This window comes from Pedobacter suwonensis (genome assembly GCF_007833675.1).
Lineage (GTDB): Bacteria > Bacteroidota > Bacteroidia > Sphingobacteriales > Sphingobacteriaceae > Pedobacter > Pedobacter suwonensis.
This window is the reverse complement of the sequence record NZ_CP031708.1, coordinates 4,602,454-4,617,538: the sequence shown is the minus strand read 5'-3', so window position 1 is coordinate 4,617,538 and position 15,085 is coordinate 4,602,454. Positions and strand designations below refer to the sequence as shown.

The window sequence follows — 15,085 nt, the reverse complement described above, 5'->3', positions numbered from 1 at the left end:
GCATGACAACAATAAAAGGACCAGCTGTATTTTTAGCACAGTTTATAAGCGACGAAGCACCATTTAATTCACTAGACAGCATTTGCAAGTGGGCTGCAGATTTAGGTTTTAAAGGCATCCAGATGCCAACCCTTGATACCCGCTTTATTGATCTTAAACAAGCAGCAGAAAGTAAAGCCTACGCTGATGAGTTAAAAGGTAAGATTGCAACCTACGGTTTGGAAATAACCGAACTGTCAACACACCTGCAAGGTCAGTTGGTTGCCGTTCATCCTGCTTACGATGATTTATTTGATGCTTTTGCGCCAAAAGATGTACATAAAAACCCAAAAGCCAGAACGGAATGGGCTGTACAACAGATGAAATATGCTGCACAGGCATCGCAGAACCTGGGTTTAAATGCACATGCAACGTTTAGTGGCTCATTATTATGGCAATATTTTCACCCTTGGCCTCAACGTCCGGCCGGATTGGTTGAAGAAGGTTTTGCAGAACTGGCAAAACGGTGGACACCGATCCTAAACGAATTTGACCAATGTGGTGTAGACGTTTGCTACGAAATCCATCCCGGAGAGGATTTATTTGATGGTGAAACTTACGAGATGTTTCTTGCGGCAGTGAATAATCATCCGCGGGCATGCTTATTGTATGATCCATCTCACTTTGTGTTGCAACAATTGGATTACATTCAGTACATCGATTTTTACCACGAACGTATCAAAGCTTTCCATGTAAAAGATGCAGAATTTAATCCTACAGGCAAACAGGGCACTTTTGGCGGATACCAGAGTTGGGCAAACCGCGCAGGTCGCTACCGCTCGCCGGGTGATGGACAGGTTGATTTTAAAACCATTTTTAGTAAATTAGCCCAGTATGATTTTAAAGGTTGGGCTGTAATGGAATGGGAATGCTGCATTAAAAACCAGCAGGATGGTGCCCGGGAAGGTGCAGAATTTATCAAAAAGCACATTATTAATGTAACTGATAAAGCATTTGATGATTTTGCTGCATCGGGCAGTGACAGCGCTTTCAATAAAAGAATATTAGGATTATAAAAATAACAACACACACAACATGAAAAAAACATTTTTAATTTTAGGCGCTGTAGTCATTTTTATGGCGTCGTTTTCAAAGGCTGATTTAGCAAAAGAGAAGGCTGTGCTTGCAACAGCCACTACAACAACCCACGCTGCCTTTCAATCAAATCCGGGCGAAAAGCTGATCAACAAATCAGACTGCTTAGGCTGTCATAATAAAACCAATAAAATTATTGGCCCTGCGTACGTAGATATCGCAAAAAAATATCCGGCTACCGAAAAAAATATCAACATGTTGGCCGATAAGATTATTAAAGGTGGAACAGGTGTTTGGGGCAATATGCCGATGACCGCACATGCTACGCTTAAAAAAGATGATGCCAAACTTATGGTAAAGTATATTTTATCTTTAAAGAAAAAATAGTCGAAGTTAGCTAGCAAATCGATTTACTAAATATGAAAACAGAGCATGAAAATAAAAACACGAGTAACCGCCGTGATTTTATTAAAACTTCAGCAATCGCTGCCGCTGCCTTTATGATTGTTCCGCGCCACGTTTTGGGCGGAACTGGCTATTTAGCACCGAGCGATCGCCTATTGGTTGCCGGCATTGGGGTTGGCGGAAAAGGCCAAAGCGATTTGGATATGTTTTACAAAAGTGGAAAAGCAGATATTGCTTTCCTGTGTGATGTAGACGATCGTCGCGCGGCAACTAGCGTAAAAGCTTTCCCTAAAGCAAAATATTATAAAGATTGGCGCGAAATGCTGGATAAAGAGCATAAAAACTTCGATGCTGTCTCTGTTTCTACTCCCGATCATAACCATGCCATACAGGCTTTAGCTGCCATGCAGCTGGGTAAGCATGTTTACGTTCAAAAACCACTAACACACGATATTTATGAAGCGCGGATTCTGACCGCAGCCGCAAAAAAATATAAAGTGGTTACGCAAATGGGCAATCAAGGGGCATCAAATGATGGTCCACGCCAGATGAAGGAATGGTACGAAGCGGGTTTAATCGGCGATGTGCATACAGTTTATGCCTGGACCAACCGCCCGGTATGGCCTCAGGGTATTCCGTGGCCAAGTCAAAAAGCAGAAATCCCTAAAGAATTAGACTGGAATTTATGGTTGGGAACAGCCCCTGAAAAGGACTATGTAGATAAATTGGTTCCATTTAACTGGCGCGGCTGGTGGGACTACGGAACAGGCGCTTTAGGCGATATGGGTTGCCACTTAATCGAAGCTCCTTTTAGCGTATTAAATTTAAAATATGCCAAAGAGGTGCAGGCCAGTGTAGGTTCTGTTTATGTGGATGAATTTAAACGCGGTTATTTCCCAGAAAGCTGCCCGCCGTCAAGCCATGTTACCTTAAAGTTCCCTAAAACGGATAAAACCAAAGGTGATGTTACCCTACATTGGATGGATGGTGGGATCCAGCCAGAACGTCCGGAAGAATTAGAAGCGAATGAAACTTTTGGCGATGGTGGCAATGGTACGTTGTTTATCGGAACAAAAGGTAAGATGATGGCCGAAACTTATAGTGCAAACCCTAAATTATTGCCTTTAAGTAAAAACAAGGACATTAAAGTTGCGCCAAAATATGCCCGGGTACCAGATGGAGCAAACGGACACTACAAGCAATGGGTTGAAGCGGCAATTGCTGGTTACGGCAAACAAGAAGTGAGTTCGCCTTTCGAAATTGCTGGTCCGTTAACGGAGGCTTTATTGATGGCCAACCTGGCCATCAGAAGTTTTGATGTACAAAAAACGGTAAATGGCAAGACCAGTTACCCGGGCCGGTATATGAAAATGCTTTGGGATAACGATAAAATGAAAGTGACCAACTTTGATGAAGCAAACCAGTTTGTTAAACGCGAATACCGTAAAGGCTGGAACAATTTAACACTTTAATAATTACAAACCCCGCAGATTTTAAAAAACCTAGGAGGTTTAATTTAAAAAAAATGAAAAAAATCTTTCTTTCTGCTTGCATTGTGCTGGCAGTTACACAAATATCAAAAGCACAAAAAGGCTTTAAACCACTTTTTGATGGTAAAACCACAATTGGCTGGCATACTTACAATAAAACTACTGTTGGTAGTGGCTGGCAGGTTCAGGATGGTGCATTACACCTGGATTTAGCTAAGAAAGGTAAAGACGGTGGTGGCGATTTGGTTACCGATAAAGAATATGGTGATTTCCACTTAAAGTATGACTGGAAAGTAGCTCCAAAAGCAAATAGCGGCCTTATTTTTTATGTTCACGAAGAGCCTAAATACCATGCTACCTATTCTACCGGCTTAGAAATGCAGGTAATCGATAATGATGGCCACCCTGATGGAAAAATCACAAAACACCGTGCCGGCGATCTTTATGATTTGGTAAAAAGTTCGTCAGAACCCGTTAAACCGGTTGGCGAGTGGAACAAAGCTGAAATCATCAGCAAAAAAGGAAAGCTAACTTTAATTTTGAACGGTGTTGAAGTAGTAAAAACAACCCTTTGGGATGATAACTGGAAAAAGATTGTTGCAGGAAGCAAATTTGCCACATGGGAAAACTGGGGAACTTTTAAAACCGGTAAAATTGCCCTACAGGATCATGGAGATGAAGTTTGGTACAAAAACATCTCTATCAAAGAACTATAGGAAACGGAAAATGTAAGAGGGAAAATGTATAATGTGAATTCCGTCTCCCTCTTAAAAATTCAGATGGTGTAGCTACAACATCTCCATAAAAAGAATTAGAAAAATAGAAAATGTAAGAGGGAAATGTATAATTTGAATTACAAAGACCCTCTTACCAAATCCAGTTAAAATATTATAAAGTTGTAAGATGAGTTACGGGGATACGTCTCCTTCATCCCTCTTACCTTAACCATCTTACATAATTAACAGCCAAATGAATAGCACTACCCGCTTTAAACTTTCTGCCATGATGTTCCTTGAGTTCTTTATCTGGGGCGCATGGTTTGTAACTTTAGGAGCATTCTTAAACAACAACCTGAAAGCAACCAACTCTGAAATTGGTTCTGTATTTTCAACCCAATCATGGGGCGCCATTATTGCTCCATTTATAATAGGCCTTATCGCCGACAGATATTTTAACGCTGAAAGAATTTTGGGTGTTCTACACATTATTGGTGCTATTTTAATGTACCAGATGTATAGTGCGCCGGATGTAAGTGTTTTCTACCCTTACGTTTTAGCTTACATGATTTTGTTTATGCCAACCCTTGCGCTTGTAAACTCTGTTTCATTCAACCAAATGAAAGATGCGGAAAAAGAATTTGCTAACATCAGGGTATTTGGTACAATAGGCTGGATCATCGCTGGTTTATTGATCAGTTTTGCCTTCCACTGGGATTCTCCGGAAGGAATTCAAGCCGGATTATTAAAAAGCACCTTTCTGATGGCTGGCATCGCTTCTTTGGTATTGGGATTGTTTAGTTTTACTCTACCTGCAACTCCGCCAAAGGTTGCCAAAGACGAAAAAATAAAAGTAGGCGACATTTTAGGATTAGACGCATTGAAATTGTTAAAAGATAAAAATTTTGCTGTCTTCTTTATTTCTTCCATCCTGATCTGTATCCCGTTAGCCTTTTATTATCAAAATGCAGGCCTTTTCCTGGCTGATATCAAAGTTTCCAACCCAACAGGTAAAATGGCAATTGGTCAGGTTTCCGAAGCATTATTTTTGCTGGCTATTCCTGTGTTCTTTTCAAAATACGGCTTCAAGAAAACCATTATAGTTGGTATGCTGGCCTGGGCGGTACGCTATATTCTTTTTGCTTATGGCAATGCCGGCAGCTTAAGTTTTATGCTCATTATAGGTATCGCACTCCATGGTGTTTGCTACGATTTCTTTTTTGTTTCCGGTCAGATTTACACCAACTCAAAAGCAGGAGAAAAATTTAAAAGCGCAGCTCAGGGTATTATCACCCTAGCTACCTATGGCGTTGGTATGTTAATTGGGTTTAAAGTAGCGGGCTTAATTACAGATATGTATAAAACAGGGGATGTAACTGACTGGAAAATGGTGTGGATTATTCCAGCAGGAATTGCAGCTGCAGTTTTCTTATTATTTGCTTTATTATTTAACGATAAAACCAAATCAGAAGTAGAAGTTAAAACTGTTTAATATGACCTCTAACATTAATAGAAGAAATGCATTAAAGAATATTGTTGCAGGAACCGCAGCAGTTGGTGTTTCTTCAGGCCTCTCCGCCCTAGCCATGAACAAAACAGAATCAAACGAGCCACTCAGGCTAAAAGGAAATATCAACCATGCCGTATGCCGCTGGTGCTTTAGCAGCTTTGATGTTGAAGCGCTTTGCATTGAGGCAAAAAAAATAGGAATCAAAGGAATTGATCTGGTTGGTCCGAACGATTGGCCTACATTAAAAAAACATGGCTTAGAATCAACTATGTGCAATGGAGCCGAGATTAACTTAGTAGATGGTTTTAACGACGAAAAATTCCACGAAAAGTTAGTTCAAAATTATACCAAAATGATTCCGCTGGTGGCTGAAGCCGGTTATACAAACCTGATCTGCTTTAGTGGAAACCGTCGTGGTAAAGACGATGAAACCGGTTGGAACAATTGTGTTAAAGGATTAAAACAGTTAATTCCATTGGCCGAAAAGCACAAGGTGGTATTGGTTATGGAGTTGCTAAACAGCAAAGTAAACCATAAAGATTACCAATGCGACAGGACATCGTGGGGTGCTGAACTCTGCAAACGCCTGGGTTCTGAAAATCTCAAATTGTTATATGATATTTACCACATGCAGATTGATGAAGGTGATGTAATCAGTAACATCAGGCAGTACCACCAATACATTGCGCACTACCACACCGCTGGTGTACCAGGCCGTAATGAAATAGACGATACGCAGGAATTGTATTACCCTGCCATTATGAAAGCCATTGCCGAAACCGGCTTTAAAGGTTACGTTGCACAAGAATTTATACCTAAACATGCAGATAAAATAGCCTCATTGAAAAAGGCTGTATCCATCTGCGATATTTAATCTACATTATGATATCAAGAAGAAATTTTCTAATCAACAGCAGCGTGGCTGCAGCAGCGGCACTGATCGTTCCGTCATTTGCTTTTGCAGCGGATAATAAAAGAGTTGTTGGCCTCCAGTTGTATTCTTTAAGAGATGAGTTGCCTAAAGATGTAAAAGGGACGATTGCAAAAATCGCCAAAGCAGGTTTTAAGGAAGTAGAAACCTATGGTTTTTCGATAAAGGATCAGTTTTGGGGTTTAACGCCTAAAGAATTTAAAGCATTGTTGGATGCTCACGGTTTAAAGGCACCAAGTGGCCATTACGGTTTAGGGACTTATTTAAGTGATGGCAACACCACCGAATTAAAGGCTGCAATTGCAGCAGCGAAAGTACTGAAAAGCGAATATGTAACCATCCCTTGGTTAGATACCAGCCTCAGAAAAAATGCTGAAGATTATCAAAAAATTGCCTCCAGAATAAACGAAGCTGGAAAAATGTGCAAAGCGGCAGGTATTCGCCTGGCTTACCACAACCACAATTTCGAATTCGATAAAATTGGCAATACTACCGGATACGAAATCCTGTTGAAAGGGACAGATAAAAAATTGGTTGATTTCGAACTTGATCTGTATTGGGTGGTACGTTCAGGAAACGATCCTTTAAAACTGTTTAAAGAAAATCCGGGACGTTTTACCATGTGGCATGTTAAAGACATGGATAAAACCAACCCGGCCTTAAACGCAGAAGTAGGCACCGGATCTATAGATTTTAAACCGATTTTTGCACAGGCCAAACTTTCGGGCATGAAACATTTCTTTGTAGAGCATGAAACCAACTACAAACCAAATCCGATGGAATCTGTTGCTGCAAGTTGTGCTTATATTAAAAAAGAGATTATTTAGTTTAAGAGATGAATTCAAGAAGGACATTCCTAAAGCAGGCAGGATTAGCGGCCGGAGCAGCATTGCTGATCCCCTCTTTTGCCTTTGATAAAGCCAGCAAAAATGTTGGTTTACAGCTCTATACTTTGCGTGGAGAATTACCGAAAGACGTGAAAGGCATTATCGAAAAAGTAGCGCAGGCCGGGTACAAAGAAGTGGAAACCTATGGCTTTTCTAACGGAAAATTTTGGGGCTTAACACCTAAGGAGTTTAAAGCATTATTAAATGCGAACGGCTTGAAAGCACCAAGTGGGCATTATGGAATGGACGAATTCTCTAAAACCGGAAAAACCGACAAATTAAAAGCAGATATCGAATCAGCAGCAGCTATTGGCGGTAAATATTTTACCATTGCCGGTGCACATGTTGATATGGGCAAAGGTGTAGATGGCTTTAAGAAAACTGCCGACGATTTTAATAAAGTGGCTGAAATTGCAAAGGCATCGGGCCTAAAGTTTGCCTACCACAACCACGATTTCGAATTTAAGAAATTGGGTGATACCACCGGTTATGATGTTTACTTAAGCGAAACCGATAAAAACCTGGTCAACTTTGAAATGGATTTATATTGGGTTGTGCGTTCAGGTAATGATCCATTGGCTTTGTTTAAAAAATATCCTGGCCGTTTCCCGATGTGGCATGTTAAAGATATGGATAAAACTAATCCAGCCTTAAATGCTGAAGTAGGTACCGGTTCTATAGATTTCAAACCGATTTTTGCTGAGGCAAAACTTTCGGGTATGCAGCATTTCTTTGTAGAACATGAAACCAACTATAAACCAGATCCGATCGGATCGATCAAAACCAGCTGCGATTATATTAAAGCGAACTTGATTTAAACTTATCCAAACCCCGCAGACTTTTGAAACCTGCGGGGTTTGATACATGCTAGTCGTCCTCTCGACTGACGCGAAATGGAGAGAGCTATCTTCATAAATCACATCTCCTCCTATCTTCCATAACCCAAAACTCATCTATTATTGCGAGTATTGTCCGTGTTTATCTAAACCTGACGACAATCCTTTTTAATGGCAGCGGCTATAAATCTAATTGTCTTTACTCAATGAAAATTGAAAACTCCAACGAATAGTCATTCGCCACTTGATTGGGAACAACATAGTATTTATGAATGCCCATGACTAAAAAAACACGCATGAATAATCTAAGCGCCTTATGTATTAAGATTGCAAAATGAGTAGCATCCGATTGCTATCGGATGACGACCCTTCTACCGAGCATTGCTAAATAGAATTAGCGATTTAGCCATTAACCATATTTTCTATGGAAAACCAAAAATTTTAAACATAAAAAGCAAATTTAATTATCAAGAATAGGGATATCAGCTTAATTTTTAGCATATTTGAACTCATATCAAATAATTAATAATATTAAAAAAAATTAAAATGAAAGTAGCAGTAGTGGGTGCCACCGGGTTGGTTGGCACTGTCATGTTAAAAGTATTGGAGGAAAGAAATTTCCCTTTAACAGAGTTAATTCCCGTAGCATCAGAAAAGAGTGTTGGTAAGGAAATTACTTTTAAGGGTAAGAAGTTCCCAATTGTTAGCATGGATACTGCCATCAGCATGAAACCGGATATCGCCTTGTTTTCAGCGGGCGGAAATACTTCATTGGAACATGCACCGCGTTTTAAAGAAGCCGGAACAACGGTTATCGATAATTCTTCGGCATGGCGAATGGATCCCGCAATTAAGTTAATTGTACCGGAAGTTAATGCACATGAACTGTCTATTGATAACAAAATCATTGCTAATCCGAACTGTTCTACCATTCAGATGGTTGTGGTTTTAAAACCTTTGCACGATAAATACAAAATCAAACGTGTAATCGTTTCTACCTACCAATCGGTTACAGGCACAGGGGTTAAAGCGGTTGATCAGTTGATGAACGAACGCAAAGGCATTGATGGTCCAAAAGCTTATCCATACGAAATCGACTTAAATGTGCTTCCGCATATTGATGTTTTCACTGATAACGGATACACCAAAGAAGAAATGAAAATGGTGAAGGAAACGAACAAAATCATGAGCGATAATAACATAAAAGTTACCGCTACCACAGTTCGGATCCCGGTTATGGGTGGTCACTCAGAATCGGTTAATATCGAGTTCGAAAATGATTTCGATTTAGCCGAAGTGCGTAGTATTTTAGAAAAAGCGCCAGGCGTAATTGTTGTGGATGATGTGGCTAACCTCAAATACCCGATGCCAAAAGATGCACATGAAAAAGATGAAGTTTTTGTAGGCCGTATCCGTAGAGATGAATCGGCACCGAAAGCATTAAACCTTTGGATTGTTGCGGATAACTTACGTAAGGGTGCAGCAACCAATGCTGTACAGATTGCCGAATACCTGGTTCAAAAAGAATTGGTTTAATTCATAAATTAAGTAAAAGCCTCGATTTATCGGGGCTTTTTTGTGCGCATTCCATCATGAAACATATTCCAATCTTTTTAATTTATTCCCGGTTACTTATCGGTTTTGGAATTATTCTGTTAAGCGTTTTCCATGTTAGCCATTATTCTTTTTTAGCCATTACATTATTATCTGTTGGTTTGTTAACCGACGTGTTTGATGGGATTATCGCCCGTAAACTCAATATCTCATCTGAAAAACTGAGGCGCCTGGATTCCGGCATAGACCAGGTATTTTTTATTTCTGTAGCAATTGCCACCTACATCCAATGTCCTGATTTTTTTAAAACCAATCTCATAAAACTGATCGTACTGGGTACTTTTGAGGCCTCTACCTATGTGTTAAGTTTTATCAAATTTAAAAAGGAAATTGCTACCCACTCTATCGGTGCTAAAATCTGGACACTTACTATATTCGGCACCCTGGTTGAGATTATGGTGCATTGTGAATCGGTCGTGCTTTTTGAAATTTGTTTCTGGCTCGGCCTGGCTACAAGGTCAGAAATACTCGCTATTATACTCGCCCTCAAAAAATGGACAAACGATGTACCATCGATTTATCATGCCGTAAAACTCAGACAGGGAAAAGAGATTAAACGGAATAAGCTGTTTAATGGCTAAGTTCTGAGTTAGTATAATTTAGCGTTCGTAATTACTAAATTATATATAAAAAAGAGATCATAATCATCAAATTATATATAATTTAGTGATTTCTACTATACCACAAATGAAATTTTTCACACTCCTTTTCATCGTCCTGTCTTTCTTCTTTACCCAGAGCTTTGCCCAAAACAGAATCCAAAATATAGAAAAAGCTTTTAATAATCTATTAAATGATGAACAGGCCAGGCATGCGATGGTTTCGCTATGCGTTTTGGATGCCAATACAGGCAAAACCTTATATGCTAAAAATGAACAGATTGGTTTGGCTACCGCTTCGACCTTGAAAACCATCACCGCAGCTACTGCATTTAGCATCTTAGGAAAAGATTTCCAATACCAGACTACTTTGGCTTACACCGGTACGGTTACCAACGATGGAACCTTAAAGGGCAACATAATGATAATCGGCAGTGGAGACCCCACTTTGGGTTCATGGCGTTATCAAAACAAAGAAAATACTGTTTTAACGCAATGGGTTGCTGCCATAAAGGCGGCCGGAATTAAGAAAATTGATGGTGCTATAATTGGTGATGACCGTATCTTTGGCACACAAACCACGCCTGAAGGTTGGGTATGGCAGGATATAGGCAATTATTATGGCGCAGGAACATCTGGCTTAGCCTGGCGGGAAAATCAATTTGATATTCACCTTAGGCCTGGTAGAAGCACAGCTGACGAGGTAAAAATTGTAAAAACAGTTCCGGCGACTCCATACATTCAGATTATAAACGAGCTGAAAACCGGTGCGTCTGGTACCGGCGACAGAAGTTATGCCTTTCTCCCACCCTATAGCGATGTGGCTTACCTGCGCGGGAGCTGGGGAATGGGGGTTGCTAAAACAGGCATTTCGGTTGCTTTGCCCGATCCTGCGTTTGATTGCGCTTACCGCTTAGAGGATACATTGAAAAGACTGGGAATTTCTACCAGCCAGCAAGCCACCACCACCAGATTGATGACCCTGAATAATCAAGTTATTCCTCCTGTTACACAGAAAATAAACACCATCAGTTCGCCAAGTTTAAGCGACATTACCTATTGGTTTTTAAAGAAAAGTATTAATTTATATGGCGAATCACTTTTGAAAACCATTGCAATAAAATCAGGCAAAGAAGCTATAACAAGCAAGGGTGCAGAAACTGAGATTAATTTTTGGGCAAGTAAGGGAATCGATAAAACGGCACTTAACATTATTGATGGCAGCGGACTTTCTCCGGGCGATAGGGTCACGACCTCTGCCATGGCTAATATACTTTTCCAGATTCAAAAAGAAAACTGGTTCCCTGATTATTATAAAGCCCTACCAGAATACAATGGCATGAAAATTAAAAGCGGAACCATTAACGATGTTTCGGCATTTGCAGGTTACCACACTGATGCGGCAGGCAATAAATACGTGGTCGTGATCAATATTAATAATTACAGCGGAAACAGTATCAACAAAAAGTTGTTTAAGGTGTTAGATGAACTAAAATAACCCCTGTTTACTATTATGACTTTTTTTGTAAAAAACCTGCAAACGGTTGACGGATTGATTTCAAACCTGTACAGGGATATTTCTGTTGAGGAAATGACTAGAAAAATTACCGGGCTTTTTGAATTACAAGGCTACAAGGTAATAGATCAACAATTCGGGAATTTAATTTTAGAAAAAGGCAGCCGCATAAAAAGACTATTATTGGGTGCATTTACAACCTACTACAAATTCAGCGTAACCATGATGCCAGGAGCAGAAAATGAACTTACCGTAAATGTTTTTCAGCAATCAAGTGGCATGTCTGGCGGTTTAATTGGTATGAACCAGATTAAAACGGAATTACAGCGTTTAAATTTTATTTTTGCCAACATTTAGCTTTACATTCGGCAGATCAAAATCTAAACCAATGCAATTAATTTTACGCCCTTACCAAAAAAGTGATATTGAAAATTTGGTTAAACATGCCAATAACTTTAACATTTCCAAATACCTGACCAATAAATTTCCTTTTCCTTACGAAAAAAAAGATGGTGAAGCTTTTATTCAATTGGCTTCGAGTCACGATCCCCTACAGATCAAAGCCATTGTATTAAACAATGAAGTAATTGGCTCTATAGGCGTGCATCAACTGGCAGACATTTACAGCAAAAGTGCAGAAATGGGATATTGGATTGGGGAAGAACATTGGGGCAAAGGCATCGTTGCGCTTGCGATAAAAGAAATGCTACAATATGGTTTCAAAACATTTGAGATCGACAGAATTTTCGCGAGGACTACCCATACCAACCTGGCTTCACAAAGGGTTTTACAGAAATCTGGTTTTATTTTTGAAGCCGAATTAAAGGGGACCATTTTTAAAAATGGTGAATATTTTGATGAACTGATTTTTGGTTTCAGAAAAAACCAGCTGATTTAGAGTTGATATTAAACTTTTGTTAAACCCAGCGCTTATTGCGTAAATTCGCAAAAAGCAAAAACAACAAAATAATGAAATTATCGATCAAATCATTAATGCTATCTGTTGCACTTTTAGGTGCTGCACATTTCGCCGGTGCCCAGGATGCAAAATTCCCTCAACCAAGTAGTGGCCAAACCTTAATCCAGGATTTTGGGTTGGGCAAAATAACCTTAACCTATTCCCGTCCGAATGTAAAAGGCCGCAAAATTTTTGGTGGTATAGAACCGATGGGTGTGGTATGGCGTAACGGAGCAAACGCTGCTACGCGGGTTAAATTTACCGATGACGTTAAAGTTGAAGGTAAAGATTTACCAGCAGGGGAATATAGCTTGTTCAGTATTCCTGGTAAAAATGAGTGGACCGTTATTTTCAATAAGACTGCCGATCAGTGGGGTGCATACGATTATAAGGAAGGTGACGACATACTTCGAGTGAAAGTAAAAACGATAGCCCTAAAGGATAAAGTTGAAACTTTGACCATGCAGTTCTCCTCTGTCAGCGAAACTTCTGCAACATTAAACATGATGTGGGAGAATAGCGCGTATGCTGTTAATATCACCACTTCTATTGATGAAAAAGTAATGGCCAATATTGCCGAAGCCATGAAAGGTGAAAAGAAACCTTATTTTGCAGCCGCACAATACTATTTTCAGCATGGAAAAGATTTAAAACAGGCTTTGGAATGGGTGACTGAAGCAGAAAAATCAGATCCAAAGGCTCCTTGGTTTAAACTCTGGAAAGGCCGTATTCAGTTAAAAATGGGCGATAAGGCTGCTGCTGCAATTACAGCGCAACAAGGCATTGACGCCGCTAAAGCCCAAAAGATTGATGAATATGTACGCCTGAATTCAGAACTTTTGGCGGAGGCTAAAAAATAAAGAAACTCTATTCGGTCGGTGAGACACCGACCGATAAATATCACCATTCCAATGCCTCCTGATCTTACAGCTATAGCATCGGGATGACGGCTTCTTCAGCACGGGCATTGTTTCCTATAATTTACCGAATCTAGGTAATTTAAACCCGATTGAAATGAAAAGGCCGCAATCCCGATTTTTCATCCTACCGTGTTGACACATCTTTTGCTAAGTTTCAGGGATATTTTTGATTCTCCATCCAATATTTATTTCAGCGAATTTTTGTAGACCAATCCATAATGTTGTTATTCCAGGCGGTCTTTCGCTTGCATAGCCTTTCCAGCCCCCCAGTCTGGCTATTGTCCAAACATGTCTTTTTAGGCTCTGCTTTTTATATAGATTTTTTTGTTTTTCAGTTTTTCCCTCCAATATTTTGATAAGATCTTCGCTGCACTCCTGTTCCTGTTTGGAAAAGCAGCTTTCGGCACAGAGGCCTTCTTCCTCTGGAACAGCATATGAGAGCTGCATCATAAAAAGCTTTAGTATCACATCCAACATTAGAAGGCTTAATTTCCTAATACTCTGACCATATTCGAGTTCGCTGGCCTCAATATTGAATCCTTCTTTTTTTAATATCCTAAAAACTTCTTCTATAGTCCAACGCCAGCTGTACCACTCTATACAACATAACGCCATATCAATATTTTCTAAAGGTATTGTCGTTAAGATCCTCCAACAAACAGGGTTGTTGCAGCCTTTTGATACTTTCTCCTTTGCCTCGATATAGAATAGCTTAACCGTATCGGGGCTTTCTTTTGAACTTGTGCCGGTTCTTTTGATCTCAACCTCTTTATACCTTACTTCTATATCGGCTATTCGGGTAGATCTCTTCTTTCTCTTATCGCCCTCAACCTTAATCTGATAACTGCCCTGGGCAGGGTGACCATCAAACACGTCGAAAAGCTTTGTTTTATCCGTAAGGGTACGGTTGGTGCTTGCCCGCACCAGCAAATCCGTTCTTTCATCGGGTATGCAGGAAAACTGTTCATAAATATCGCCTTCCCTATCCTGTACAATAATGATGGATTCAGCTTCTTTCAAAGCCTCTTTGCTCTTCTTGGACGATTCTATCCATTTATATGACTCCTTTTCCTGTATGGGAAGCGTGCTGTATTTACGCACATGTTTATTGACCCGAACCTCGGGCCTATTCCAAATTTTGATATAGGAAAAGCCATAGGGAACACAGCTTTGGGCATCCACAACCAGGGATGGATGGAGTAAATAGCCCAAACCTTGGAATTTTGCATTGGTAGTACCTAAACTACCATCTTTTTGCAATCGGTTTCTATGTTTGTACATATTGATTTCTGTACTATCCTGGATGCATAAGACTGTTTTTCCCTTGCAACTTACTCCACAACGGGAGGATATATCGGAAATGATGCTATCTTCTTCAACCCGCTCATTCTTCAGGAATCTATAAAAACCTTTTGCCTGTGAAAGGCTATCGGACAGTTGGCGTATGGAATGGACACCTTTGGTAAACAAATTATTTATAACCTCGACACAACGGTTATTTAAACGCTTGTCTGGAAAACAATCTCTATACCCATTTGATAATAACATCTACAAAACTAAAAATATTTGTGTCCACACGGTAGGATTTTTCATCGGGAGAGGCCTTGTAATGAAAAGCGGGGCCAACCC

General features: G+C 39.9%; 15 protein-coding genes. 14 read left to right on the top strand and 1 reads right to left on the bottom strand.

Annotated elements, in window-relative coordinates; all coding sequences use genetic code 11:
- The first annotated feature begins 2 nt into the window (after window positions 1-2).
- From DV942_RS19110 to DV942_RS19045, 14 genes are all read left to right on the top strand, one after another.
- On the top strand, window positions 3-1,055 hold the full coding sequence (locus tag DV942_RS19110; protein ID WP_145860214.1) for a sugar phosphate isomerase/epimerase family protein: 1,053 nt from the start codon (window positions 3-5) through the stop codon (window positions 1,053-1,055).
- Window positions 1,056-1,074: 19 nt separating this feature from the next.
- Complete coding sequence (locus DV942_RS19105) at window positions 1,075-1,461, top strand: c-type cytochrome (RefSeq protein WP_090986173.1); 387 nt, start codon at window positions 1,075-1,077, stop codon at window positions 1,459-1,461.
- Between the two features lie 32 nt (window positions 1,462-1,493).
- Entirely contained in the window at window positions 1,494-2,951 is a 1,458-nt protein-coding gene (locus tag DV942_RS19100; RefSeq protein ID WP_145860212.1) for a Gfo/Idh/MocA family protein, read from the top strand.
- A 53-nt stretch (window positions 2,952-3,004) separates the two neighbouring features.
- Window positions 3,005-3,685: a 3-keto-disaccharide hydrolase gene (locus tag DV942_RS19095; RefSeq protein WP_145860209.1), complete on the top strand. Its 681-nt coding sequence runs from the start codon at window positions 3,005-3,007 to the stop codon at window positions 3,683-3,685.
- 253 nt (window positions 3,686-3,938) lie between these two features.
- On the top strand, window positions 3,939-5,177 hold the full coding sequence (locus DV942_RS19090) for a nucleoside permease (protein WP_145860208.1): 1,239 nt from the start codon (window positions 3,939-3,941) through the stop codon (window positions 5,175-5,177).
- 1 nt (window position 5,178) lies between these two features.
- Window positions 5,179-6,069: a hydroxypyruvate isomerase family protein gene (locus DV942_RS19085; RefSeq protein ID WP_145860206.1), complete on the top strand. Its 891-nt coding sequence runs from the start codon at window positions 5,179-5,181 to the stop codon at window positions 6,067-6,069.
- Between the two features lie 8 nt (window positions 6,070-6,077).
- Complete coding sequence (locus DV942_RS19080) at window positions 6,078-6,953, top strand: sugar phosphate isomerase/epimerase family protein (RefSeq protein WP_145860204.1); 876 nt, start codon at window positions 6,078-6,080, stop codon at window positions 6,951-6,953.
- 8 nt (window positions 6,954-6,961) lie between these two features.
- Window positions 6,962-7,831: a sugar phosphate isomerase/epimerase family protein gene (locus DV942_RS19075; protein WP_145860202.1), complete on the top strand. Its 870-nt coding sequence runs from the start codon at window positions 6,962-6,964 to the stop codon at window positions 7,829-7,831.
- 564 nt (window positions 7,832-8,395) lie between these two features.
- Complete coding sequence (locus DV942_RS19070; RefSeq protein WP_090986189.1) at window positions 8,396-9,385, top strand: aspartate-semialdehyde dehydrogenase; 990 nt, start codon at window positions 8,396-8,398, stop codon at window positions 9,383-9,385.
- Between the two features lie 56 nt (window positions 9,386-9,441).
- Window positions 9,442-10,044: a CDP-alcohol phosphatidyltransferase family protein gene (locus DV942_RS19065; protein WP_145860200.1), complete on the top strand. Its 603-nt coding sequence runs from the start codon at window positions 9,442-9,444 to the stop codon at window positions 10,042-10,044.
- 106 nt (window positions 10,045-10,150) lie between these two features.
- Window positions 10,151-11,560 (top strand): D-alanyl-D-alanine carboxypeptidase/D-alanyl-D-alanine endopeptidase, encoded by a 1,410-nt coding sequence (gene dacB, locus DV942_RS19060; protein WP_145860198.1) that lies wholly within the window; start codon window positions 10,151-10,153, stop codon window positions 11,558-11,560.
- A gap of 15 nt (window positions 11,561-11,575) precedes the next feature.
- Window positions 11,576-11,935 (top strand): hypothetical protein, encoded by a 360-nt coding sequence (locus DV942_RS19055; RefSeq protein ID WP_145860196.1) that lies wholly within the window; start codon window positions 11,576-11,578, stop codon window positions 11,933-11,935.
- Window positions 11,936-11,966: 31 nt separating this feature from the next.
- Window positions 11,967-12,476, top strand: coding sequence for a GNAT family N-acetyltransferase (locus DV942_RS19050; RefSeq protein ID WP_145860194.1), 510 nt, complete (start codon window positions 11,967-11,969; stop codon window positions 12,474-12,476).
- A gap of 71 nt (window positions 12,477-12,547) precedes the next feature.
- The gene (locus DV942_RS19045) at window positions 12,548-13,396 is read left to right on the top strand and encodes a DUF2911 domain-containing protein (RefSeq protein ID WP_145860192.1); all 849 of its coding nucleotides are present in this window, start codon (window positions 12,548-12,550) and stop codon (window positions 13,394-13,396) included.
- A 207-nt stretch (window positions 13,397-13,603) separates the two neighbouring features.
- Here the strand turns inward: DV942_RS19045 and DV942_RS19040 are convergent, their stop codons facing one another.
- Complete coding sequence (locus tag DV942_RS19040; RefSeq protein WP_145855910.1) at window positions 13,604-15,004, bottom strand: IS4 family transposase; 1,401 nt, start codon at window positions 15,002-15,004, stop codon at window positions 13,604-13,606.
- Window positions 15,005-15,085: the final 81 nt, after the last annotated feature.

Bases quoted from the DNA above. Each gene is read 5' to 3' on its own strand.
- DV942_RS19110 (WP_145860214.1), top strand. From the start codon at position 3: ATGACAACAATAAAAGGACCAGCTGTATTTTTAGCACAGTTTATAAGC.
- DV942_RS19105 (WP_090986173.1), top strand. From the start codon at position 1,075: ATGAAAAAAACATTTTTAATTTTAGGCGCTGTAGTCATTTTTATGGCG.
- DV942_RS19100 (WP_145860212.1), top strand. From the start codon at position 1,494: ATGAAAACAGAGCATGAAAATAAAAACACGAGTAACCGCCGTGATTTT.
- DV942_RS19095 (WP_145860209.1), top strand. From the start codon at position 3,005: ATGAAAAAAATCTTTCTTTCTGCTTGCATTGTGCTGGCAGTTACACAA.
- DV942_RS19090 (WP_145860208.1), top strand. From the start codon at position 3,939: ATGAATAGCACTACCCGCTTTAAACTTTCTGCCATGATGTTCCTTGAG.
- DV942_RS19085 (WP_145860206.1), top strand. From the start codon at position 5,179: ATGACCTCTAACATTAATAGAAGAAATGCATTAAAGAATATTGTTGCA.
- DV942_RS19080 (WP_145860204.1), top strand. From the start codon at position 6,078: ATGATATCAAGAAGAAATTTTCTAATCAACAGCAGCGTGGCTGCAGCA.
- DV942_RS19075 (WP_145860202.1), top strand. From the start codon at position 6,962: ATGAATTCAAGAAGGACATTCCTAAAGCAGGCAGGATTAGCGGCCGGA.
- DV942_RS19070 (WP_090986189.1), top strand. From the start codon at position 8,396: ATGAAAGTAGCAGTAGTGGGTGCCACCGGGTTGGTTGGCACTGTCATG.
- DV942_RS19065 (WP_145860200.1), top strand. From the start codon at position 9,442: ATGAAACATATTCCAATCTTTTTAATTTATTCCCGGTTACTTATCGGT.
- dacB (WP_145860198.1), top strand. From the start codon at position 10,151: ATGAAATTTTTCACACTCCTTTTCATCGTCCTGTCTTTCTTCTTTACC.
- DV942_RS19055 (WP_145860196.1), top strand. From the start codon at position 11,576: ATGACTTTTTTTGTAAAAAACCTGCAAACGGTTGACGGATTGATTTCA.
- DV942_RS19050 (WP_145860194.1), top strand. From the start codon at position 11,967: ATGCAATTAATTTTACGCCCTTACCAAAAAAGTGATATTGAAAATTTG.
- DV942_RS19045 (WP_145860192.1), top strand. From the start codon at position 12,548: ATGAAATTATCGATCAAATCATTAATGCTATCTGTTGCACTTTTAGGT.
- DV942_RS19040 (WP_145855910.1), bottom strand. From the start codon at position 15,004: ATGTTATTATCAAATGGGTATAGAGATTGTTTTCCAGACAAGCGTTTA.